The sequence below is a fragment of the Roseateles sp. genome (assembly GCF_039595595.1).
Classification (GTDB): Bacteria; Pseudomonadota; Gammaproteobacteria; order Burkholderiales; family Burkholderiaceae_C; genus Roseateles.
Genome location: NZ_JBCNLG010000008.1, coordinates 108184 through 127419, shown reverse-complemented (window position 1 = coordinate 127419; position 19236 = coordinate 108184). Strand labels below are relative to the sequence as shown.

The 19236-nt window shown below is 65.5% G+C and carries 25 protein-coding genes; all 25 read right to left on the bottom strand.

Translation table 11 applies throughout. The features are described from left to right. Window positions 1-10 precede the first annotated feature (10 nt). Genes ABDW61_RS12530 through ABDW61_RS12410 form a run of 25 tightly spaced genes read right to left on the bottom strand, consistent with a single transcriptional unit; the run spans window position 11 to window position 19125 of the window. On the bottom strand, window positions 11-355 hold the full coding sequence (locus tag ABDW61_RS12530) for a hypothetical protein (protein ID WP_343639049.1): 345 nt from the start codon (window positions 353-355) through the stop codon (window positions 11-13). Further along, on the bottom strand, window positions 352-681 hold the full coding sequence (locus tag ABDW61_RS12525) for a hypothetical protein (protein ID WP_343639047.1): 330 nt from the start codon (window positions 679-681) through the stop codon (window positions 352-354). The genes ABDW61_RS12530 and ABDW61_RS12525 overlap by 4 nt, the downstream gene beginning before the upstream one ends. Then, entirely contained in the window at window positions 678-1121 is a 444-nt protein-coding gene (locus tag ABDW61_RS12520) for a dATP/dGTP diphosphohydrolase domain-containing protein (protein WP_343639045.1), read from the bottom strand. The genes ABDW61_RS12525 and ABDW61_RS12520 overlap by 4 nt, the downstream gene beginning before the upstream one ends. Continuing rightward, window positions 1118-1576: a lysozyme gene (locus ABDW61_RS12515; RefSeq protein WP_343639043.1), complete on the bottom strand. Its 459-nt coding sequence runs from the start codon at window positions 1574-1576 to the stop codon at window positions 1118-1120. Before ABDW61_RS12515 ends, ABDW61_RS12520 begins: the two co-directional genes overlap by 4 nt. Continuing rightward, window positions 1573-1824 (bottom strand): hypothetical protein, encoded by a 252-nt coding sequence (locus ABDW61_RS12510; protein WP_343639042.1) that lies wholly within the window; start codon window positions 1822-1824, stop codon window positions 1573-1575. The genes ABDW61_RS12515 and ABDW61_RS12510 overlap by 4 nt, the downstream gene beginning before the upstream one ends. 27 nt (window positions 1825-1851) lie before the next feature. Continuing rightward, window positions 1852-3855 carry a hypothetical protein gene (locus tag ABDW61_RS12505; protein WP_343639041.1) on the bottom strand — a complete coding sequence of 668 codons (2004 nt, stop codon included), beginning with the start codon at window positions 3853-3855 and terminating at the stop codon, window positions 1852-1854. Beyond that, a complete protein-coding gene (locus tag ABDW61_RS12500; RefSeq protein ID WP_343639039.1) occupies window positions 3852-6311 on the bottom strand; it encodes a host specificity factor TipJ family phage tail protein in 2460 nt (819 codons plus the stop codon). Before ABDW61_RS12500 ends, ABDW61_RS12505 begins: the two co-directional genes overlap by 4 nt. Next, on the bottom strand, window positions 6305-6706 hold the full coding sequence (locus tag ABDW61_RS12495; protein ID WP_343639037.1) for an NlpC/P60 family protein: 402 nt from the start codon (window positions 6704-6706) through the stop codon (window positions 6305-6307). The genes ABDW61_RS12500 and ABDW61_RS12495 overlap by 7 nt, the downstream gene beginning before the upstream one ends. A gap of 24 nt (window positions 6707-6730) precedes the next feature. Continuing rightward, entirely contained in the window at window positions 6731-7213 is a 483-nt protein-coding gene (locus tag ABDW61_RS12490; RefSeq protein ID WP_343639036.1) for a hypothetical protein, read from the bottom strand. Continuing rightward, window positions 7213-7686: a hypothetical protein gene (locus tag ABDW61_RS12485; RefSeq protein WP_343639035.1), complete on the bottom strand. Its 474-nt coding sequence runs from the start codon at window positions 7684-7686 to the stop codon at window positions 7213-7215. Before ABDW61_RS12485 ends, ABDW61_RS12490 begins: the two co-directional genes overlap by 1 nt. Before the next feature lie 24 nt (window positions 7687-7710). Next, on the bottom strand, window positions 7711-10497 hold the full coding sequence (locus ABDW61_RS12480; RefSeq protein WP_343639034.1) for a tape measure protein: 2787 nt from the start codon (window positions 10495-10497) through the stop codon (window positions 7711-7713). Next, window positions 10478-11041 (bottom strand): DUF6246 family protein, encoded by a 564-nt coding sequence (locus ABDW61_RS12475; RefSeq protein WP_343639033.1) that lies wholly within the window; start codon window positions 11039-11041, stop codon window positions 10478-10480. The genes ABDW61_RS12480 and ABDW61_RS12475 overlap by 20 nt, the downstream gene beginning before the upstream one ends. Continuing rightward, window positions 11041-11385 (bottom strand): hypothetical protein, encoded by a 345-nt coding sequence (locus tag ABDW61_RS12470; protein WP_343639031.1) that lies wholly within the window; start codon window positions 11383-11385, stop codon window positions 11041-11043. The genes ABDW61_RS12475 and ABDW61_RS12470 overlap by 1 nt, the downstream gene beginning before the upstream one ends. Window positions 11386-11395: 10 nt before the next feature. Further along, a complete protein-coding gene (locus ABDW61_RS12465; RefSeq protein WP_343639029.1) occupies window positions 11396-11854 on the bottom strand; it encodes a phage tail tube protein in 459 nt (152 codons plus the stop codon). 11 nt (window positions 11855-11865) lie between these two features. Beyond that, window positions 11866-12216: a hypothetical protein gene (locus ABDW61_RS12460; protein ID WP_343639028.1), complete on the bottom strand. Its 351-nt coding sequence runs from the start codon at window positions 12214-12216 to the stop codon at window positions 11866-11868. Further along, entirely contained in the window at window positions 12213-12584 is a 372-nt protein-coding gene (locus tag ABDW61_RS12455) for a hypothetical protein (RefSeq protein WP_343639026.1), read from the bottom strand. The genes ABDW61_RS12460 and ABDW61_RS12455 overlap by 4 nt, the downstream gene beginning before the upstream one ends. A 2-nt stretch (window positions 12585-12586) precedes the next feature. Next, window positions 12587-12928, bottom strand: a complete 342-nt coding sequence (locus tag ABDW61_RS12450; RefSeq protein WP_343639025.1) for a hypothetical protein — start codon at window positions 12926-12928, stop codon at window positions 12587-12589. Window positions 12929-12949: 21 nt separating this feature from the next. Beyond that, window positions 12950-14575, bottom strand: coding sequence for a GDSL-type esterase/lipase family protein (locus ABDW61_RS12445; RefSeq protein ID WP_343639024.1), 1626 nt, complete (start codon window positions 14573-14575; stop codon window positions 12950-12952). A gap of 2 nt (window positions 14576-14577) precedes the next feature. After that, window positions 14578-14877 (bottom strand): hypothetical protein, encoded by a 300-nt coding sequence (locus ABDW61_RS12440; RefSeq protein WP_343639023.1) that lies wholly within the window; start codon window positions 14875-14877, stop codon window positions 14578-14580. A 13-nt stretch (window positions 14878-14890) separates the two neighbouring features. Beyond that, on the bottom strand, window positions 14891-15259 hold the full coding sequence (locus ABDW61_RS12435) for a hypothetical protein (protein ID WP_343639022.1): 369 nt from the start codon (window positions 15257-15259) through the stop codon (window positions 14891-14893). Continuing rightward, window positions 15256-15780 (bottom strand): hypothetical protein, encoded by a 525-nt coding sequence (locus ABDW61_RS12430; protein WP_343639021.1) that lies wholly within the window; start codon window positions 15778-15780, stop codon window positions 15256-15258. Before ABDW61_RS12430 ends, ABDW61_RS12435 begins: the two co-directional genes overlap by 4 nt. 2 nt (window positions 15781-15782) lie before the next feature. After that, window positions 15783-16775 (bottom strand): major capsid protein, encoded by a 993-nt coding sequence (locus ABDW61_RS12425; RefSeq protein WP_343639019.1) that lies wholly within the window; start codon window positions 16773-16775, stop codon window positions 15783-15785. A 9-nt stretch (window positions 16776-16784) separates the two neighbouring features. After that, on the bottom strand, window positions 16785-17240 hold the full coding sequence (locus ABDW61_RS12420; protein WP_343639018.1) for a hypothetical protein: 456 nt from the start codon (window positions 17238-17240) through the stop codon (window positions 16785-16787). Further along, window positions 17240-18583, bottom strand: a complete 1344-nt coding sequence (locus ABDW61_RS12415; protein WP_343639016.1) for a hypothetical protein — start codon at window positions 18581-18583, stop codon at window positions 17240-17242. The genes ABDW61_RS12420 and ABDW61_RS12415 overlap by 1 nt, the downstream gene beginning before the upstream one ends. Next, window positions 18580-19125, bottom strand: coding sequence for an HNH endonuclease (locus tag ABDW61_RS12410; protein WP_343639015.1), 546 nt, complete (start codon window positions 19123-19125; stop codon window positions 18580-18582). The genes ABDW61_RS12415 and ABDW61_RS12410 overlap by 4 nt, the downstream gene beginning before the upstream one ends. Between the last annotated feature and the right edge of the window lie 111 nt (window positions 19126-19236).

The following is a 19236-nucleotide window of genomic DNA, read 5'->3' as shown; positions in this document are numbered from 1 at the left end:
CATGGTGTCGTCAGAGAGCGGCGTCAGAAGCGGGCACGCCGCCAGGACCTGCGACTGGTCCGGTGCCGGCGAGGGCTTCGTTGAGGTCGCGCAGCCCGCCAGGAGTAAGGCGGCAATCACGATAGACCGGTTCACGTCGGACCTCTTTCTCCAGACGCTGCTGGATGGTGGTGTTCTGGACCTTGATGGAGGCGATGGCCTTGGCGGTGGACTCGCGCGCGGCGCGCGCGGCTTCCTCGACCGCCAGCTTCGTGCGGTCCTGCTCGCCCTCCTTCAGCCGTCCGCCGTCCCAGCGGCCGGCGCCGTAGGCGGCGATCGCCAGGAGCGCGGCGCCGAGGATCGCGTAGGGATTCATGGGCGTTCCCCGGCCAGCCGCTTCGACATCGCGACGAGGCGCGCGTTGAACCAGCGCCGAATCACGTACTGCCGAACGATCGAGACCGCGGTGTAGATCCACCCGAGCCAGAAGTTGCTCCCGGCCGTCAGCGTGGCGCCGACAAGCGGCAGGATCAGCAGGTTCGCCGCGAAGTTGATCGAGAAGCCCACGGCGATGTTGGCCCAGGCCTCGATGATTGCGCTGCGCGGCGACTGGCCAGCGCCGGGCGCGCGCGTGTAGGCCCGCCAGGTGAAGACCGCGACGAAGACGAAGCTCAGCAGGCCCAGCGTGACGAGGATGCTCATTCGGCGCTCCCGTTGTCGGCGATCGTGAAGTGCCGCGGCGACTTGTCCTTGAAGAGGTCCTTCAGGTGCTGGACCTGCGGCGTCAGCTGCTCCACCAGCGCGCGGTAGCCGGCGCCGTTGAAGTTGCGGTCATCGATCAGCTTCCCGGTGGTCTTCGCGTCGACCAGGATGGCCAGGCAGGCGAGCGCGTTGGACAGGTGCGGAGAGCCGGAGTCCGGCGCGCACTCCTCGCCCTCGAACCACGCGTCCAGATGGCGCTTGCAGGCGTCGATGTAGATGGACGCCTTGACGCCGGCCTCGCGCCAGTTGCCGCGCCCGTACTTCAGCGCGCCCTCGGCCAAGCCGATGCAGCCGTACGCGGTGGCGGCCGGCGGCCACAAGTGCAGCGGCAGCTTGTTGGCGCCGATGGCGTCCTTCGGGTTCGTGGGCTTCTCGCTCATGCGCGTCCTTCACACAGCGCACGCTCGGCCGCGCGGCGCTTCACGAGGCCGGGCAACTGCTGGCCGCCGGCATAGGTCCATCGGGAGAGCTCCGCGCAGCCGCCCGCGTAGTCGCGCGCGAGCAGCTTGCGGGACATGCTGGACCCGCAGAAGGCCGCGGGCCCGACGTTGTAGGCGAAGGACGCCGAGGCGGCCTTGACGCGATCCGGCGCATCCGCCGGCACGCACGCCGCGATCTGCTGCCAGTGCTGTGCCAGCGAGGCGGCGAGCATGTCCTGGCACTCGGCCGGCGAGTAGCGGCGCATCGGCGCGTGCGTCTCGCCGTAGCAGACCGTCAGGATGCCGACCGGGTCGCGATACGGGTCCGTGCGCAGGCCCTCGAAGGTCATGACCACGGGCGCGGCGAGTGCGAGGACCGCAGCTGAAGCCGTGGCGACGGCCTTGAGCTTGTTCATTCGTCCAGCTCCATCGGCTTGCTGACAACCGGCGCGCCGACCTTGCGGCGCATCCAGACTCCGAAGCTGGTCTCCTCGCGCCACCACTTGCGCAGCAGGTACAGGATCTGCAGCACGATCAGCACGGCGCCAAGAAAGACGTTCCAGTTGATCTGCGAGAGCCAGTCTGTTGACCACGCCAGCAGGCCGCCGGCCGGCGCGGTCTTCGTTGCTACCTCGACTGCGATGTCTTTGAGTTCTTGCTTCATTTCTGCTTCCTCCCTCACGTGATCCCGTTAGAACGGGACATCCCAAGACACGCCCTCAAGCGAGATGTAGGTGGGCGCCGAGGCATATGCCGGCAATTGCAGGTCTCCGTTCGGCACGATCTGCACCTCTTGCAACACGCTGGTGGCGCCATTGCGTCCGAAGGTCGAGCGCGCCGTGTTCTTCGCCGGCCGCATTTGGGTCGAGAAGCCGGTGACGAAAGTGGCGGCTGTGCCCCCTTTGATGTAGCCCGACAGGCGGACCTGGTTGTTCTCAAGGGTCACGTCAAACGTCGGATTCGCCGCGTTGCCTTCGTTCACCCAAGGCGCGACTAGGTTGAACGACAGCGGCCAGAAGGCGGCGACGCTGGTGAGGGTGCGGCGCCCCAGGCGGATCCGCGCCGCGACGGTTTGGTAGTTCAGGGCATATCCCGTGACCGTGTCGAAGTCGATGTTGTCGGCAACGATCCGGCCGCGCAGCCGGAAGCCATCTGTCACGTTCTTGATGCGCGTGTTCAGGATGGCGTTGCTGGCGTCTGTGCAGGTCCCATCGATTTCCACACCAACGGTCGCGTTCTCGATCGAACCGCTAACTTGCTTGAAGCCTCGCACATCACCGGAGAGGAACACACCGATCGGGCAATCGCTGCTCTCGTGGCTGCCGATCGTGACGTTGCTGAGCGTGAAGCCCGGCTGCGAGCGCGCGATGACGCCGTTGGCCTTCTTGCTGGTGATCAACTGGCCGATCTGCACATTACTGCCAGAGGCGGTGGTCGCCTCCACGATCAGGCCGGCCGTCGTGTCCACGGTGGCATCCAGAGACCGCGCATCGACCAGAGCGATGCGTACGTTTGCCATCGGGGCGTAGCTGTCGGACTTGATGATCACCGACTCGCCCGACGCCTCCAGGCCGATCGCTGCGGTGCCGTTGACATTGCGGGCCTTCACCACGATGTTGTGGTAATGCCGGCGCGACTCCAGATAATCGAACTCGACCTTGTCCAGCGCCTCCAGGAGGATCCCGTGACCCAGGGTCGCGCCTCCCGGGCCGAGAACACGAACGCGGCCCATGCGTCCAGATTTACCGATCAGGGGCGTGTTCTTGTTGACCTGAACGATGCACATCCCATCTGAGTCCGCCCCGCCGTATAGCGCCGTGTTCACCGCTGCGCTGACGTCAATGCCGACGTTGTCGATGTAGAAGTTCTCCGCCTCAGAGGACACGAAGAAGCGGCCACGAATGACAGCTCCGTTCGTGAATCCTGTCTCCGCTCCAGGCGTGCCGACATAGTCTGGCAACTGCTCACCCTGGATCGTGATATTGGGCTTGATCATGTAATCAACGCCCGGCGTTCCGCCGCGGTTGGTAAACATGGCTGCCGTTGCCGTGTCGTAGCCGGACCGGTAGGAGTAGCCGGTCCGGAGCGGGATCGTCGCTTTCAGCGTGGTATTCACTGCGTAGCGGATCACGCCGGCATCAGTGCCGCTCGGGCCGTACCACTCCGGCCGGTTGATGCAGCCATTTCCAATCTGGTGCTGGCTGTCCAGCGTGAACATCTGCTTGAAGCTGTCCACCAGCGGGGCAGTAATCGTCAGCGGCGACTCGCACTTTGCGATGCCGATGATGGCGATCGGTCGCCCGATCGCATCCGCCGCTGCCAACTGGGCCCGGTCTGCAACACCGCCGGCGACCACGATCGTCACGTCACCGGTGAGCAGTTGATACGGTCGCCAGTGCGCCGCCTGGTCACCCGCGAACGTCGCGCCCGCGGTGTGTCCATCAAGGGAGATCCACCACGATCCTCCGTTCGTAACGACGTCGCGCGCCGCGTAGACGGTACCGGTCGCCCACGCGCCGCGTGGGTTGATGGCCCGGAAGGTATCGATCGAGCCTTGTACCGTCAGGCGATTGGTGCCGAACCGATCTGTGTAGGTCTGGGCCGAGCTATTGACGCCCTCGTCCAACTTCTCCGCATTGAACAGCAGGTCCTGCGGGAGCTTGCTGGGGATCGGAGTGGTGCTAGGCGTCGTCATGCATCGAACTCGTAGAGGCGCGCGTCATAGCGTGTGCATGCTATGGAGACGGTCGTCCCATCCGACTCGGGCTTGGCGGCCGTGATGGTGAAGAGCCCAGCTGATTCGAGCTCCGCGTCCGAAACGCCCGGACCAAAGGCATAGCGCGAGCCGCACTGGCGCGCAGCGTCGGAGACATAGAGATTCGGCGGGACAGACTCCAGGCGCGCGGCATAGAGATCCCCGTCGACAGGCCAGCAACGAACCGTCGCGGAGCTGCGGCCATCCGTTCCGGTCACGATCAGGCGGCCGTCGATCTCACCCTTCCAGTCCAGCGGTTCGCTGGTCGTGATGATCAGGCCGGCGATGGATATGACCTCACCGCCCTGCAGCCCATCATCGCCCGCGAAGTCGTTGGGGTCGATGTAGCGGACCAGGCTTCCCGGACCGATGGATCCGGCGTCCGCCAACGCGGTGTCGCTCACGTTCTCGCGCTGGTAGAGCAGTCGGCGGATCTCCAACTGGGCGCGGTTCATAGCCTGGTCGCGAGTCGTGCAGCCAGGAAGCTTCACCTTCGACGGGTTCGCGCTCGACGACTCCACGATGGCTCCTGCACTGATGGCCAGGCGAATGTATGACTTCTTGCTCTGCGATACCTCGTCTACGAACTCGACCTCGACGCCATCGTGCGAGTCAGGCATCTGGGCGGAGAAGTTGATCGTAGAGTTGCCTCCGCTGGAAAGATTCCGGTAGTCGAACTGGACCTCCGGTTCGTCTTTCCTCTCGTCGCGACTGACGGTCCACTTCGTTCCATCTCGCCAGACCACGCATCGCGCGTGATTGGCGATCAGCGCCATCCGCTCGCCCAAGCTCATGTCCGCGTCGTCCAAGCTGCCATCGAAGCGCAGCAGCGGTGATGTCTCTCCCAGCCGGTCGTTGATGTCGGCCAGCGTCTCCACGTCGATGCCGCTGATGTCGTAGCCGGCTAGCGTCCAGACGTGCGCCATCGCGCGGGCAAAGTTGCGCGAGGTGCTGATCGCGTCGCTGTCGAGCGCGCGCACTTTGCGCAACCACCGGAGGTTGAACTTGCGATCGCTGAAGCCGGTGGCCTCGCTCGTGGCCTTCGTGGTCACTCGGATCACAGTGACGCCTGGAAGTGTCTTGGTCGCGTAGTAGCGAACGGCATACAGCTCCTCCAACTTGGCGACATCCGTGCCCTGGTCTCCGATCTGGTTGGTCTGGCGACTGAACTCGCACCGGTACCGACCGACTCCCGCGGCCGGCGTCACGGTGTTCGTGTAGTACCGCGCGTCGTAGGTGTCGGCGGTATAGCTGTTCGTCTGGGTCTCGCGCGTGCCCGGCACTTCGAGGCCGCTCGAATCAACCTTCCACCACGAGGCCTTGATCGCCACGGTCCCCTTGAGGCCGCGCAGGAAGACGGTGTTCCACCGAATCCGGCCGCAGTCCACGGGCAACGTGTAGGGGCCGATCGTCGTGTAGGACGTGGCGGTCTGCGGCGTGATGCTGAAGTCGATCAGTGATCCCGCTTCGGTCGTCGCCCAGGTAGACGACGTGAAGATGAACGTCGCATTGCTTCCCGTCACGCTGAAGGACGCCACGGCGCAGGTCTGGTCGAACACGGTGGGCCCGCCCCCGTAGGTGAACGTGACGCGCGCCGATCCTGTGCCAGCTAGGGCTTTGAGAGGGGCCAGGTTGGACGCGTCGGGGACGGTGATGCTCAGCGAGGTAGATCCAGCTGTTGCACTGAACGACCCGACCGGAGTGACCGTCACCGCTCCGGTTGGATACACGATCTCCTGGCCGTTCACCTCGTCGCTGGCGAAGGTCTCAATGACGTCGCGCAAGGTCGTAGAGCGCAGCTCGGGATAGCCCGCCCCAGCATCCGGAGGAAACACCTCGTAGCTCGCGCCCACGATGTCCGTGATCGGGGTCTCCGCGTACTGGACCGAACTGATGCTCCCATCGCCGCGGCTGACGCAGAGCCACTCGGTGACGTACTTGATGTGGTTGACGTACTCGATCGTGCTGGGTTGGATCAGGTCCGGCCAGACGCGGCGGAAGCCGTAGACGTCCGGGATCGCTTGGTAGGCGCGCGCGACGTTGGACTGGGCCGTGAGCGAGTTGTTGGGGCTGTCCTTGCCGGCGCCCGCCACGCTCGGCGGCTTGGGGATGAGGGCCACCGAGACGATCAGCGCCGCGACGGCCGCCGCCACCAGAATGGTCAGCGGGTCGAACCCTTCAGGCCGCCGGCAGACGCGGACCTGGTCGGCGACCGTAGGCAGACGTTCCATGCGGTCATCGGTGGCCGGGTCGACGCGCTCCGCGTTGATGTAGACCTCGCACGATGCGCCGCTGGCCAGGTGGCGCTCGATGTTTGCCTGGATGGAGATCCCGTAGTCCCAGCGATAGTGTTCGGCGCCCGTGGCGCCCGACGGGTCGTTATAGATGCTCAGCATGTGGAGTACCGATAGAACTTGGCTTCGCCGTAGACCCGCTGCAGCGCTGATAGACGCGAGATGCGCACGGATCCCGGCTTGCCTTCTCCTCCTTCGGCGTGCAGCACTCGGCGGGCGTCCAGCAGGACTCCGCAGTGCGTTGGCGCGCCGTCGCGCCACGCCATCCAGACGGTTGCCCCAGCCTCCGGATCGCATTCGCGCCATTGCGGCAGCGAGTGGAAACCAGCCTCGATGTCCATCTCTGGCACCGGGCCCACCTCCACCCCGAGCACCTCACGGAACCAAAGCACCACGCACCCGAAGCAGTCCATCCCTCGCCAGTCGGATCGCCACTTAACCCATGGCACGCCGACAGCGCGGTTCACGAACTCGGCGGGAGTCATCAAGGCTTGCACCCGAGGGGATGCTAGGGAGTGGCCCTACAGAATCTCGAGGCCCGTGAAGATGGCAGGGTCGTAGATCGGCCCAACGTCGCGTCGCATCGGGTTGTCGATCGTCGCCGTCACCTGGACCGCATCGTTGTTGAAGCCGATCCCGTTGGCGTCGGCGACGAACAGGTCCCACGTCACCTGGGCCGTGACCGTGTCGCCCAAGTAGACGGAGTAGTTCACCGCAATTGGATCAAGAGCGGCAGCGCCGACGATGCGCCGCATCTGTTGCTTGAACGCCCGCCCCGCCTGCTGGCGCGGGAACGACAGCGTCAACTTCGGCTGGGCGTCGCTCTTCTTGTCCGGCTGCTTGAGTGTCATCCCGGCCGGCGTGAAGACCTGGCCGCCAAGCGTGACCGGCTCGAACTGGTTTGCGACCAGACGGAAAGGCGCATCGAACGATGGGTGCGAGAACGTGATCGCGTGATAGGCCGGCAGCGGGCTCTTCGTCGCCCAGTAGGTTCGGCGATCCATCAGGCCTCCGGCATCGCCTGGTTGACGGTCACGTCCAGGTAGTCCGCCCAAAGGCGCCAGTTTGGCAAGCCGATGATGAGATCAGCGGCGTCCTTGAACGCATCCGGGATGATCTGCGCGCGGGCCATGATCTTGGCCGTGTAGCGGAACAGTGGTCCATCCTCGTTGACCGGGAGCAGCGTGTCGGGGAGGAAGCTGCACACATGGTCGAGCAGACCGAACTCGGTTCGGATCGGCATGACAAAGTCGTCCATCCAGTTGTTCAGCTTCTGCGTTCCCCAGAGCTGGAACGCGATGGCCTCGTCCGGCTTGAACAGGAATGTCAGGTCCCAGAACACAGGAACGTCAGTGCCGGTCCCCTGCTTGTACCCCGGTCCGCGGCGCGGATCCGCCTGCGAGAACTTCGCCGGCTGACTGCGACTCTTCCCCGATTTCAGGAACGACGGTAGGGTGAACGGATAGGCCTCAGGCATAGCACCTGATGCTAGGCAGCCCCATCACAGCCGGCCTGCGACGTTGGTGCTGCTGCGCATAGCCGACCACACTGGACCGCTGTTGCTCGCGATCTGGCCTGCGACTTCCGCGACGGCAATCTGAACCACCCTGCCTGTGTCGTCCACCTGCGCGGTCACTTGGGCGGTCGGGTGGCTGTTGTTCACCACCACCTGCAGATTGATCTTTCCACCCGCGAGTTCATCGTTCGGAGTCACTTGCCCGCGCTGGCCCGGCAGCATGTACTGGTTCCCGTTGGCTGCGGTGTACATCTCAGGCCCATTCTCACCAACACGGTAGAGGGAGCCGGCCTCCACTCCGCCACCGTACATCCGCGCGCCGGCCACCGGTGCCGCTGCAATCGCCGGCGCGCCAAGTGCGCCAGCGGCGGCGGCGGCGGCGGCGGCGGCGGCCGGCGCAAGAGCTGGTCCAATGATTGGAATCGCGGCCGTCGCCATGAATGCGTTCTGCGCCGCCAACGCCGTGGTGGCGCCTACCTGTGCCGTCACCGCCGTCGTGTACAGCGCGGCGTTGGCCGCCTTGGTCGCCATCTGCGCCTTCTCCGCCGCCTGGCCGATGAGCGCGTTCTTGATGGTCTGGACGCCGACCTGAACCAGCGCGCCGACCGCCTCGTTGAGCACGGTGTTGGCAAGACCACGCATGGCCTCGGTCGCGGTCATCGTGCCGGTGATCAAACCGGTGATGGAACTGGTCGCCGAACTCTCAAGAGCGTCGAGACCCTGAATCAGCGTCTGATTGGCCAGGCCTTGGCTGGCGAACTCGGCTTCAGCGAGCGCCTGGCGCTGCTGCTGGAACTGGTAGGCGAGTTCCGTCCGCTTGGCCTGCACAAAGGCCTCGCCGTCGACACCAGCCTTCGCCATCTGCTCTTCATAGAACCTGACGATCGCAAGCTTTTGCTCGTATTCCTGCTGCAGCGCTGCCAGAGGGTTGACGCTGAGGACCTGCTGGCGGACGGCGTTCTGCGCCTCGATGGTTGCACGAGCCTTCTCCGCCTCAGCTTGCTGGTGCGTTATGACGCCGGCCCGAGCCTGCGCGTCGATGCGTCGGAAAGACTCCTGTCGGATCAGGTCGATCCGGGTGATCTCGTCTGTCGTCGCCGCAATGCGGTTCTCAGCAATCGTCTGGTCGAGCCGCTCGTTGATCGCAGCGCGCGCCTGCGCCGCCTGGAACGCCGCTAGCGTCTTCGCGCGCTCCGCCTCGTCGTGCGTCTTCACACCGAGTTTTTCCTCGGCCTCGGCGCGGCGGAATGCCTCATCGCGGATGAGGCCGATCTTCTGCTCCTCGTCTGTGGTGATCGCGATGTTGAGATCCGCCACCTCCTGGGTGGTCTTCTCTTCCAGGAGAGCACGTTCTCGAGCGAACTTGGCGACGATCTCCTGCCGCGCCTTCAGGTACACGCCCGCGTTGTTCTTGTCCTCGGCCATGCGGCGCGAGTTGTCGGCCAGGGCCTTGCGCTCCTCCGCGTCGATCTTCTCCAGCGCGAACTTGTTCTCCGCCACCAGGCCCTCGTAGTACGCCTGCGCAGCCTCGGCGCGCGCCTTGAGCTTTCGCCCGGCGTCGTCATCGACGGGAGATTTCAGCTTGGACCGCGGGCCACCGGAGCCGCTTGCCGCGCGATCCATGCGGTCCGCCTCGGGCGTCATCTTCAGAGCATCCTGCTGCTGCCTAAGACGCACACCCGCGTACGTCGGATCGCTGAAGGCCATGACGTCCTTGAAGGTGTCCTTCAAGGTCTGGGCTGCAGCCGCGAATTTGCCCTGCGCGGCATTCGCTGCGGAAGCCGCCACGCCACCGATCATCGTCCCGAGCTCGCGGAAGACTCGCGTGACGAAGTCGGCGGCGTCCAGGACGTAGGACAGCACTCGAACGGTTCCGTCCGCCCAGGTCTGGATCGACTTATTGCGCCCGAGCTTGTCGGCCTCATTGGTCGACTGACCAAACAGAGTGGCGAGAAAGTCGAAGGCCTCTCCCACTCCCTTTGCGATGCCAGTCAAAGCGGTACTCGTGCCAGTGAGCTCGTCGAGCTTCTCATTGGCACGCGCAGCGGCGTCCGCGGCAACGGTGAACGCTCCGCCAAGTGTCTGGGGGAACTGCTTGAAGTCGGCATCGATCTTCGCGGCGGCCTTTGACAGCGCGTTGGTCACGACGTCGGAGGTCAGCTTCCCCTCTTCGCCAAGCTTCTTCAGCGCACCGATCGGCACGCCGAGCGCGTCAGCGAGTTGCCGCATCAGATACGGCGCGTTCTCCATTAGGGAGCGCAGTTCGTCGCCCTGCAACCTGCCAGAGCCAAGGGCTTGGCCGAACTGCAGCATGGCGTTCTTCGCTTCTTCCGCAGAGGCCCCGGAAACCTTGATCGCCTGCGCCAGCGTCTGAGTCAATGCCAAGGTGTCGCGCTGCGTCCCGCCCATCTGGAGGATGGCTTGGTTCAGGCGTGAGAAGACGTCGACGTTGGATGCAAGGGCCGTCTGCGTCTTTGTGCTGATGGCCTGGAGCGATCGCAGCGCGTCGGCCCCCTGCTCGATTCCGCCGGCGGCAACCTGAACCCGCACCGCCAGCATGCGCATCTCATCTGCCAGGTTCGCGCCCTTCACGAGCGCAGCGGCGGCGGCGTACAGCTTGATCGCGCTGACCACTGCGGTCAGCGACGTCGCGAGCTTCTCGATCGAACCGGAGGTCTGCCTGAGTTCCTTGTCGACCTGGCGATTCCCGTTGATCAGCTTTTGCGTGTCGAGGGTGACCTCGTAGTACAACTCACCGACCTTGACCGCCATGCTTGGCCTCCATCTTCCGGATTCGCTCTCGATACTCGTCCCGGGATGGAACGTCCCTCTCCTTGCCCTTCCCGCTCTGCTCGGGATACTTCATCTCGAACATGGTCTGAAACTCGGTCATGCTCAGAGCTTCCGCGTCAGCGCTGGAAAGCCGAAGGTGCACACGGGCGGCACTGATGTACTCGCTCGCGTCGAAGCGATCTGAGTACTTGCCACCGCCCTTCCCAGGGCTCGCCTTCCCGACGATGCCGTGCTGCATCAGGTGCCTGGCAATGATCACCTGCTCATCGGGAGGCATCAAACCAGCCACCCATTCGCCGCCCTCGGCGATGTGACCGATCAGCGGCGAGGCATCTTCTTGATCGCACAGACAAGCCAGGACATAGGCCGCTTCCGTTGCGGCCTTGGGCCCGTGGAGTCCGGCGTATATGGCCACGATCTCATGGGGTGTCCCCAGCGAGGCAATACGACCCAGCGACGGGCGGAAGGTCCACTCCCGCCCGTCGCTGTCCACGGCTCGGACGAATCCGGCCTCGACCAGCATCAGAGGTCGAAGAGCTGGGCCTTCAGGCCGGTGCCGCCGAGCAGGTGGACGACGCCCTTGAGGTAGGCGCTGATGGTGGAGAGCACCACGGCGCGCGACTCGCCGGCGGGGACTGCGATGGCCAGGCCGGCGGCGACGCTCACGTTGCCCAGCCCGGGGACGGAGACCGTGGTGCCGTCCGCGCCGTCGACCGTCGCGGTCAGCGCGCCGCCGGTGGTGTTGGTCAGCACCAGCAGTTGCTTCTTGCCGGGGTTGAAGGTGATGGTGTCGTCAGCCGTCAGCGTGGAGATCGCCGCGGCGAAGGCACCGTTCTGCTTGGCGTTGATGGAAGCGATGGCAGCCATGGGCTACTCCTTAGGGGGTCGGCGGGGTGTAGACGACGGCGCCGTTGCTGGACGCGGTCATGCTCCAGGTGGCGGCATCGGCGTAGGGGCTGTCGTCGGTCCATTCGGAGACGATGAACGGGCCCTCGTACTGCGAGCCATTCGGGTAGATGACCTGCATCCACACCTTCGGCTGGTTCGCGGTGCCGGCGCCGGGGCTGATGACGTGCGCCTTGAACTCTTCCTGGTTGAACAGGTCATCGTCATACGAGACGCCGTCGCCGGAGAACTCGCAGGACTTGAACGTGACCAGGTTGGTCTTGGTGAAGTCGGGGGATTGGTCCGCCGTGGTGTCCACGGTGTCCCAGGTGGTCTTCATGCTCTTGCCGCGCATCATGCCCAGCCGCTTGAAGGTCAGGCCGCTCGGATCGGCGCTCTCGTCGGCAATCGCGAAATTGACGATGACATCGCGCCCGGTATAGGTACCCATGTCGTAAGTCCTCAGGTGGTGATCGTGGAAATCGGGATCTCGACCATGGGTCGGCCGTCCGTCGTGAACGTCGGGCCCACGGGCTCGCTCGCCTGGATGAGAACCAAGGTGCCGCTGCTTGCGCGCGTCGCCTCGACAACCACATCCGCAGCGACCGATGCTATGGAGAGGTCATCGCCAAGCGGCCCGATGAGCAGTAGCGTGAACTGCGGGCGCCGCACCAACTCGGCCGGCAGGCCGCCGACGGGCCGGATCACCGCATATCGGTCAGTCGTGCTGCCGTCGACCCATTGGCCGAACTGGATGCGCCAGCCAGGCAGCAGCGGGATCAGGAACTGGCGCAGTGCGTCGGCGGCGGTCATACCTTCAGTGCTCCGGTGAGGACGGCATCAATCTGCGGCTTCGCGTTGTCGAAGCCCTTGCGCAGGAAGTCCTTCTCCGCCGTCGCGCGGCGGAAGGTCTGGGGGTGGGCTGGGTCGTTCACCGGCACGGCGTAGTCGGCCGTGTAGCCGACCGTGCCAACAATGCGGCCGGCCTCGTCCTTCGAGACGTGCCGGAACTGGGAGTTGAGCAGCGTGCCGGTATCGATCGGGGTCAACACGCTTGCTTCGGACCCACCCAGGACCAGCGCCGCTGTGATCGCGCGCGAGGCCGCGTGCTCTCGCTCGGTGATGAACTTGCCGAGGTCATTGGTGACCTTCGGCTTCTTGATCTTCGGGGCGGTCGCCATCGTCAAGTCCACACGGTGAAATCGTCCGCCACGCCCTCGAAGACATCCTGGTCGCGCGCCACGATGCGCACCTCGGCCGCGCCGGCGGCGACCGGATCAAGGAGATCGATCTCCCCGATGAGGACCATGTCCTGCTGCTTGATGTCGGACCGCTCCGTGTAGAGGACCTGCTTGGTGACGAACTCGACGCCGTTGGCGTCGGTCATGCGGATGGACTTGGCCGAGTAGGCGCAGGAGAAGACCTCGGGCGGCCCGTAGGTCGCCACACCGTTCCAGTCACCTCGGCCCAGGAAGGGCCAGACGGTGGCTTTCGCGGTGTAGCTCCATGCGGCGAGGGACGACATGCCGAGGCATGCTAGGGAGCGTCAGGGCGTGTAGAGCTTTAGCTTGGTCATGTGGCAGCCGGTGGTGGCGGTGTTCGCGCCGGCCAGCCGCATCCCTGCGTAGCCACTGAAGGCGAGCGGAGTGGTGTCGGTGAAGTCGATCACCGTGGCGCCCGCGACCTCGAACAGGATCCGGGTCTGGCCGCCGCCCGCGTCCGACACGGTGACCTTGCAAGACTTGCTGGTGCCGTCGGTGAAGGACTGAGCCACGTCGGAGCCGAGCTTCACCGGGTTGCTCGCGGTGTTCCGGTAGAGCTGCCAAGCGCCGGTAGGCTGGTTGTACCGGATGAAGTAGTGGGTGTTCGCCGCGGCCTGGGCGTGGAAGATCACGCCGTTGTTGTCGGTGCTGATGGTCGTGACCTTCTTCAGGTCGAACTCCAGCACGTAGGGCATCGCCGAGACGGCATCCTGGGTTCGCATCACGCCCTGATTCGCGGTCTTGGAGTAGCACCCGCCGGAGCCATCCAGCGCGACGTCGCCCGTGTAGGAGGTGGCCGCGACCATGCGGCTGCCCGTCACCGGGTCGATACCGGAGAGGGCCGCATCGGCGGCGCCTGTGAAGCTCGCTTCGAACACCGCCCCCGTCTGGGCCGGAGCGGCGACGGCCACCTTCTGAGAGAAGGTCCAGGGCGAGTCGCCTGCGGCCGTGGTCGCCTTCGCGCGGACGATGTATTGACCAGGCGTCAGGCCGGTGAACTGACCGCTCAGCGCGGTGCCGGTGACGGTGCCCGTATAGAGGCCCGAGTAGCCGCCGGTCAGCTGGTATTCGACGGTGTAGCCGGTGGCGCCCGAGACCGCTGGGAACGACCAGTTCAGGGTGTTGGCAGACGGAGAGACCACCGTGAGCGTCGGCTTCGTGCGAGTGTTCGTGACCGTCGCGGTGTGGATGCCGTTCTCGATGGTCGCGTGGCCCGGGGTCGCGTTCGGGTGGATGTTGTCGGCGCTGATCAGCGTCGCGGCGCCGTTGGCCAGCATGAACTGGTACATGTCGACGTAGTAGGTGCCGTACTCGGCGGCCAGCTGGGCGACCGCGGCGACGAACTGAAGCACGTTGGCGCGCGACTGACCCTGGAAGCCCGCGCTTCCGGACGCCAGGCCCGAATCGGTGATGTAGTACGGCGAGACCAGCAGCAGCTTCGAGGGGATATAGCCGCCCTCGATGAGGATGTTCAGGTACTTGCGGTAGCAGTCGATGAACGTGGTGACGTTGAAGGTGGCCGGCGCGCCGGTGTAGCGCATGTCGTTGAAGCCGTAGGCGACGATGCCGCCCTCGCGCTTGTTGGCGCCCAGCATGCGCGTGACCACGTTGTCCAGACCGTTCTGCGACAGGGCCGTGCCGCCAGATCCGGGGGAGTTCTGGAGCACGGTCCCGGACACCGCGCTGTTCAGGATCGGCACGCCCAGGTGCGCGGCCGCGCGGTTGACCCAGCTCAGCTCGGGCGTGTCCGGCACCGCGGCGGAGCCCCATGCGATGCTGTCGCCCGTCACCACCCAGCCTGTTAGCGTGGGCAGGTTCGTGACGAACGACTGGCCGTAGCTCCCGCCGGACTTGACGGAAGCAGTCGGGCGGGCGGTGTAGAGGCCGGCGACCTTCTCGAGGACTCCCATGCTCAGCCCTGGATGTAGATGGTGCCGTCGGGGCGACCGTCATTGTTCGTCGGGGCGTTGGCGCTGGTGACCACCTCGCGCATGTCGCGCGCCAGCAGTTGAACGTCCAGCGGAGCGCTCACGGCCTGCACGATCACCACGGTGGTGGTCGCATAGGGGCCGTAGTCCTGCGAAGTCGCGGTGATCGTCGTCGCGGCAGCGGCGCCGACCTTGACGGAGGCAGAGCCCTCGCAGATCACTCGGAGCACCCGGCCCGGCGGTACTGCCTGCTTGGTTCGGTAGCCTTTGGCGAGGAGGGACATGACAACTCCGAGGTCAGCAGACGACCATGAACATGGTGTTGGTGGCTGGGTCCGGGCCGACGAGGTCGGCAACGGTACCGGCCTTGTCCAGGGCGGCGAGGCTGCGGCGCAGCTGCGTGAGCGCGTCGTCCTGGTTCTTGAAGGAGCGGGAGGCGCCGGACGGCGCTCCCTGGGATTGGATGCGGCGCGGGGCGCCGGAGCTGGCGATGATCGCGACGGCCATGCACTGGATCAGCAGCTGGTCCTCGGTGCTGTAGCCGGCGTCGATCATCTTCTGCTCGGCCGTCGCGACCTTGGCGACGGCGGCGTCGATGAAGAACGACGGCACGCTGACGCCCAGGGCCTGGTCGAGGTACTGGGTCGCCTGCGTGCTCGTGATCACTTCGTCTCCGCCTTCTTCTTGGCGATGCGATCGGCCAGGGCCTTGTCGCCGATCTGCGGCGCGAACTCGACGCCCAGCGCCTTGGCTTCGGCCTCCAGGGCCGCGCGCTCGGCGCCCGCTTGCTGGGTGCCGTCACCGCCACCGGTCGGGCCGGCGGCCAGCTTCGCCTGCAGGTCGGCCACCAGCTGATCGCGGGCGGCGAGCAGGTCGCGCAGGCTGGCGTTCTCGGCCAGCAGCGATTGACGCTCGGCTTCGAACGCCGCTTTCGCTTCCTCGATTCGGCGGAGGTCCTCCTGGCGGAGCCCGTGGAACGCCTCTTGCACCTCGGCGGAGTCGACGGACAGCGTCATGACGACCTCGCGGGACGCGGCGACGGTGTGATTCACCTCCTCGTCGTCCCCGACCGGAACGCACTTGCCGCGCGCCCAGCCAGCGATCTCGCCGCCCTCGAACGCCACGACCTGGCCGACCGAGGCCCCGGAGGGCCAGGGCGCCTTCATGTGAGTGATGCGCACCTTCATGGTCAGGTCTTCGTCAGGTGGGCGATCGCGCAGCGGCCGTCGAAGTCCGACTTGAGCTGCAGGGCCGTGGCAGCGATGGTGCCGAAGACGTAGTCGTCCTCTGCATTCAGGCGCGCCTTCGGACGGGTGGTCAGGCCCATCGCGTTCAGCACGGTGCCCCAGTCGCTGGTGTCGATGTCGTCGATGCCGATCAGCTCGTCCACCGGCATGGCCGAGCACGGAATGATCTCGCCGACGGCATCGATCTCCTTCAGGCGCTGGAGGATCGTCTTCGGGTAGCCGGCCGTGAACTCGTTGACGTCCGCATAGCGGTAGTCGCCGTAGTTCATGAACACGGTCACCTTGCCGAAGTTGTTGTCGCCCAGCAGCTGGTTCAGAAGCGCCGCGAACACGGCCAGCCACTGGGCACCGGTGGCACCGTTCAGAGTGATGCCGGTGGTGGCGGCGTTGCGCAGCGGGAAGGTGCGCAGACCATAGATCTGCGTGCCGGCCACGAGGATGTTGGGCTCGCCGTTGAGCGCCATGTTCTCCAGGCGCTCCACGATCTTGCGCTGGTCGTTGGCGATGGACGCGATTTCCAGGCGCTGCCCCCGCATCATCACCGCCATCTCGCGCCAGCCGATCCGCGTGTTGCCGCGGAAGATCGGCACCGGCGTGCCCTCGTACTTCACCGTGGCCTGGTCCGCCTTGCCGTCGTTGCGACCGTCCATCGTGACGGTCACGTCGCCACTGTCGGACACCTGCGGGAAGTAGTTCACCAGGTCGGCGATGTCCACCGGCGTGGTGTTGGCGCGGGCCAGCCGGTTGAAGACCGCCATCTTGCTGCGCATCAGCTGCACAGCTCGACCGTCGATGCGGCGCCAGGCGTCCAGTGGGATCTGCGAGGCGTTGCCCTCGATGTCCTGATGGTTCGCCGCCATGGTCTCCATGGCGCGATTGAACGCGCGGCGCGAGGCCAGGATCTGGCGCTCTTGGTTCTGCGTGAAACGGAGCATGCTCCCTCCTTAGGCCTTGGTGTAGAAGATGGCGGTGATGACGTCGGCGAGGTCGCCGGCCGCCTTCGTCGCACCGGGGCCGTCGTAGTACGCGACGACGATGTTCCCGGAGGCGGCAGCGGTCAGGCGGCCACCGGCGCCCAGCGTCAGTTCCTGGCCGTTCGTGTAGGTGCCGGCCGCCATCGCCCACTGGTATTCCTGGCTCGGCTCCAGGATGTAGGCCACACCGGTATCACCCGAGGTGTAGGCCGTCTTCAGCGGGTCGTTGGCGTTGAAGTGGTTGACGCCGTAGTAGTCGCGATCCGCCAGCAGCGCCAGACGTCCGCCGCTGACCGCGGTAGCTTGGCTGAACTGGGTCGCGCTCACCACGACGGCGGTGCACGGCAGCAGCGCGCCGTTGACGGTGCGGTTGCTGAGGGTCTTGGGGTTGCGGTCCTGGGGACCACGGTAGACGCGGGCGGCCATTACTTGGTCTCCTCGAAGTGGCTGTTCAGCGAGTAGCCGTCGAACTCGTCCTTCTTGCCGGCACCGCCGCCTGCCGGAGTGACCGGGGCGGCCTTCTTGCCGGCGGCTTCGGCGTTGGCCTGGATCTCCTTCAGGCGGGGCAGGCCCAGCTTCTTCAGGTCATCCACCGACAGGACGTCGGAGGCCAGGTTGGTCGCCAGCGTGGTGAGCTCGACTTCCTCGGCCGCGCGCTGGTTGGCGGTGATCTCGGCCAGCTTCGAGTTCGCCGCGGTCAGCTTCTCGTTGGCCTCGTTCAGCGCGTTGACGTGCGGCTGAGCCTTCAGCGCCTCGTAGGAGGCGAGCAGCTGCGCATCGGTCATCGCCGCGACGCCGCTGATGCCGGCTGCATTGAGCGCGGCGATGATGGTTTCTTTCACTTGGTCGTCCTTGTGGTTGGTGACGGTGACGTAATCGACCCGGCGTTCAACTTCGACCGGGTTGCTGATCCATGCTACGGAGCCATCCGAAGAGAGCGCGTAGTCCTGCTTGAAGAGCTTCCCGTCGCGATCGCGCCACACGGTGTACCGCTGGAAGACCTCCTGGAGCCAGCCGCCTTCAGGCAGCAGAGCGTAGAGGCCCTGGCTGATCTGGTCGAAGCTGACATCCGACGTGCCGTTGCCGAGCAGGCGTCGCACCGTGGCCCGCAAGCCGGCGAGCAAACCTTCATCACGGCGGTCGGCCGGCTCGGCGTTGATCGTCACGACCTCCACCGGTTCCTCTTCGCCCTGGGCGTTCAGGAACATGCCCACGCCCTCCTCGGGCGTGCCTGCGGGCCGTTCATTCAGGAGGATCGCCACATGGTCGAATCGCATGTTCGTGGCGATGGAGTCATAGTCCTTGCCGAGGCTCTTGCCCTGCGCGTTGACCTCCTCCAGGAACAGTCCGGAACTCACGCCGATGGGATCCGTGTTGGTCCCGGCGATGGCGGCGTCGAGTCGCTCCACGACAGCGCGACCCTCGGGCATCGCCTGGGCCTGGTTGCCGTTCAGCACGATGTCCACCATCGCCCGGCCGCCTTCATATCGGCTGTTCTGGCAGTAGGCGCCGATCCATGCGGCAGCAAGCGCCTCGCCGTTTGTGGCGCTGATGTGCCGCCCCTTTCGGTCCTTCGGATGGCCGGCGGGGGCCGGCTTTCCTTCCAGCCCCTTGGCCGCCTTCTCGAGTTCTTTACCGGGGTAGAGGCGACGGTTGAGCACGATCCCATCGATCGCATGGACGACGTCCCGGATCGTGTAGATGTTCCCGCTCTTGGACACGTTGGCCGAGTTCACGGCCGTGACGATGTTGATGCGACGCTTACTCATGCGGCTGATGCTATGGAGGGCGAATTCGACGCCGGCACCGCTCCGCTCCGGTGTACCGGTTGGAACGTGTGCAATCGCTCCTTGGCGCGCAGGTAAGCCTCGTGAGCCTCATCGGGCGTCTCGAACAGCCCGAGAAACAAGCGGCGACCGTTGATCCCGATCTTGGCCTGCCAGCCACCCTTGCCCTTGTGCCAGCCGACGCCGGGGAATCCCGAAGCGTTATCCGACCTGATCGCACGGTTCTGTGCGTTCTCGGAGTCAGAGGCCTCGCGCAGGTTGTCGAAGGCGTTGTTCGCTCGATTGCCGTCTCTGTGGTCGATGTCCTGGGCCGGCCAATCGCCCTTCATGTACAGCCATGCGAGTCGATGCGCGACGTAGCTTGCACCGCTGCAGCGGATCGACACGTAGCCATCACGGCGAACGCCGCCAGCGATGTCGCCGGCCTTTGCATTCCGGGGAGGTACTTTCCAGGTGAAGACTCCCGTCTTCGGCTCGTAGTAAAGCAGCTCGCGCAGACGCGCGGCGGTCAGTTCAGTTTTCAAGGCAAGCCCCTTGAGCAGCACAACGAAGGCGGCAGGCTTGCTTAAGGCTTTTCGGGGTGCATCCCTATCCGCCCTTCGGCATGCTAGGAAGACGCTCGGACAGCCTCCGTG

What these genes read in the sequence shown, in the direction of transcription:
- ABDW61_RS12530 (WP_343639049.1), bottom strand. Translation starts at nt 355, where the DNA reads ATGAATCCCTACGCGATCCTCGGCGCCGCGCTCCTGGCGATCGCCGCC.
- ABDW61_RS12525 (WP_343639047.1), bottom strand. Translation starts at nt 681, where the DNA reads ATGAGCATCCTCGTCACGCTGGGCCTGCTGAGCTTCGTCTTCGTCGCG.
- ABDW61_RS12520 (WP_343639045.1), bottom strand. Translation starts at nt 1,121, where the DNA reads ATGAGCGAGAAGCCCACGAACCCGAAGGACGCCATCGGCGCCAACAAG.
- ABDW61_RS12515 (WP_343639043.1), bottom strand. Translation starts at nt 1,576, where the DNA reads ATGAACAAGCTCAAGGCCGTCGCCACGGCTTCAGCTGCGGTCCTCGCA.
- ABDW61_RS12510 (WP_343639042.1), bottom strand. Translation starts at nt 1,824, where the DNA reads ATGAAGCAAGAACTCAAAGACATCGCAGTCGAGGTAGCAACGAAGACC.
- ABDW61_RS12505 (WP_343639041.1), bottom strand. Translation starts at nt 3,855, where the DNA reads ATGACGACGCCTAGCACCACTCCGATCCCCAGCAAGCTCCCGCAGGAC.
- ABDW61_RS12500 (WP_343639039.1), bottom strand. Translation starts at nt 6,311, where the DNA reads ATGCTGAGCATCTATAACGACCCGTCGGGCGCCACGGGCGCCGAACAC.
- ABDW61_RS12490 (WP_343639036.1), bottom strand. Translation starts at nt 7,213, where the DNA reads ATGGATCGCCGAACCTACTGGGCGACGAAGAGCCCGCTGCCGGCCTAT.
- ABDW61_RS12485 (WP_343639035.1), bottom strand. Translation starts at nt 7,686, where the DNA reads ATGCCTGAGGCCTATCCGTTCACCCTACCGTCGTTCCTGAAATCGGGG.
- ABDW61_RS12480 (WP_343639034.1), bottom strand. Translation starts at nt 10,497, where the DNA reads ATGGCGGTCAAGGTCGGTGAGTTGTACTACGAGGTCACCCTCGACACG.
- ABDW61_RS12475 (WP_343639033.1), bottom strand. Translation starts at nt 11,041, where the DNA reads ATGCTGGTCGAGGCCGGATTCGTCCGAGCCGTGGACAGCGACGGGCGG.
- ABDW61_RS12470 (WP_343639031.1), bottom strand. Translation starts at nt 11,385, where the DNA reads ATGGCTGCCATCGCTTCCATCAACGCCAAGCAGAACGGTGCCTTCGCC.
- ABDW61_RS12465 (WP_343639029.1), bottom strand. Translation starts at nt 11,854, where the DNA reads ATGGGTACCTATACCGGGCGCGATGTCATCGTCAATTTCGCGATTGCC.
- ABDW61_RS12460 (WP_343639028.1), bottom strand. Translation starts at nt 12,216, where the DNA reads ATGACCGCCGCCGACGCACTGCGCCAGTTCCTGATCCCGCTGCTGCCT.
- ABDW61_RS12455 (WP_343639026.1), bottom strand. Translation starts at nt 12,584, where the DNA reads ATGGCGACCGCCCCGAAGATCAAGAAGCCGAAGGTCACCAATGACCTC.
- ABDW61_RS12450 (WP_343639025.1), bottom strand. Translation starts at nt 12,928, where the DNA reads ATGTCGTCCCTCGCCGCATGGAGCTACACCGCGAAAGCCACCGTCTGG.
- ABDW61_RS12445 (WP_343639024.1), bottom strand. Translation starts at nt 14,575, where the DNA reads ATGGGAGTCCTCGAGAAGGTCGCCGGCCTCTACACCGCCCGCCCGACT.
- ABDW61_RS12440 (WP_343639023.1), bottom strand. Translation starts at nt 14,877, where the DNA reads ATGTCCCTCCTCGCCAAAGGCTACCGAACCAAGCAGGCAGTACCGCCG.
- ABDW61_RS12430 (WP_343639021.1), bottom strand. Translation starts at nt 15,780, where the DNA reads ATGAAGGTGCGCATCACTCACATGAAGGCGCCCTGGCCCTCCGGGGCC.
- ABDW61_RS12425 (WP_343639019.1), bottom strand. Translation starts at nt 16,775, where the DNA reads ATGCTCCGTTTCACGCAGAACCAAGAGCGCCAGATCCTGGCCTCGCGC.
- ABDW61_RS12420 (WP_343639018.1), bottom strand. Translation starts at nt 17,240, where the DNA reads ATGGCCGCCCGCGTCTACCGTGGTCCCCAGGACCGCAACCCCAAGACC.
- ABDW61_RS12415 (WP_343639016.1), bottom strand. Translation starts at nt 18,583, where the DNA reads ATGAGTAAGCGTCGCATCAACATCGTCACGGCCGTGAACTCGGCCAAC.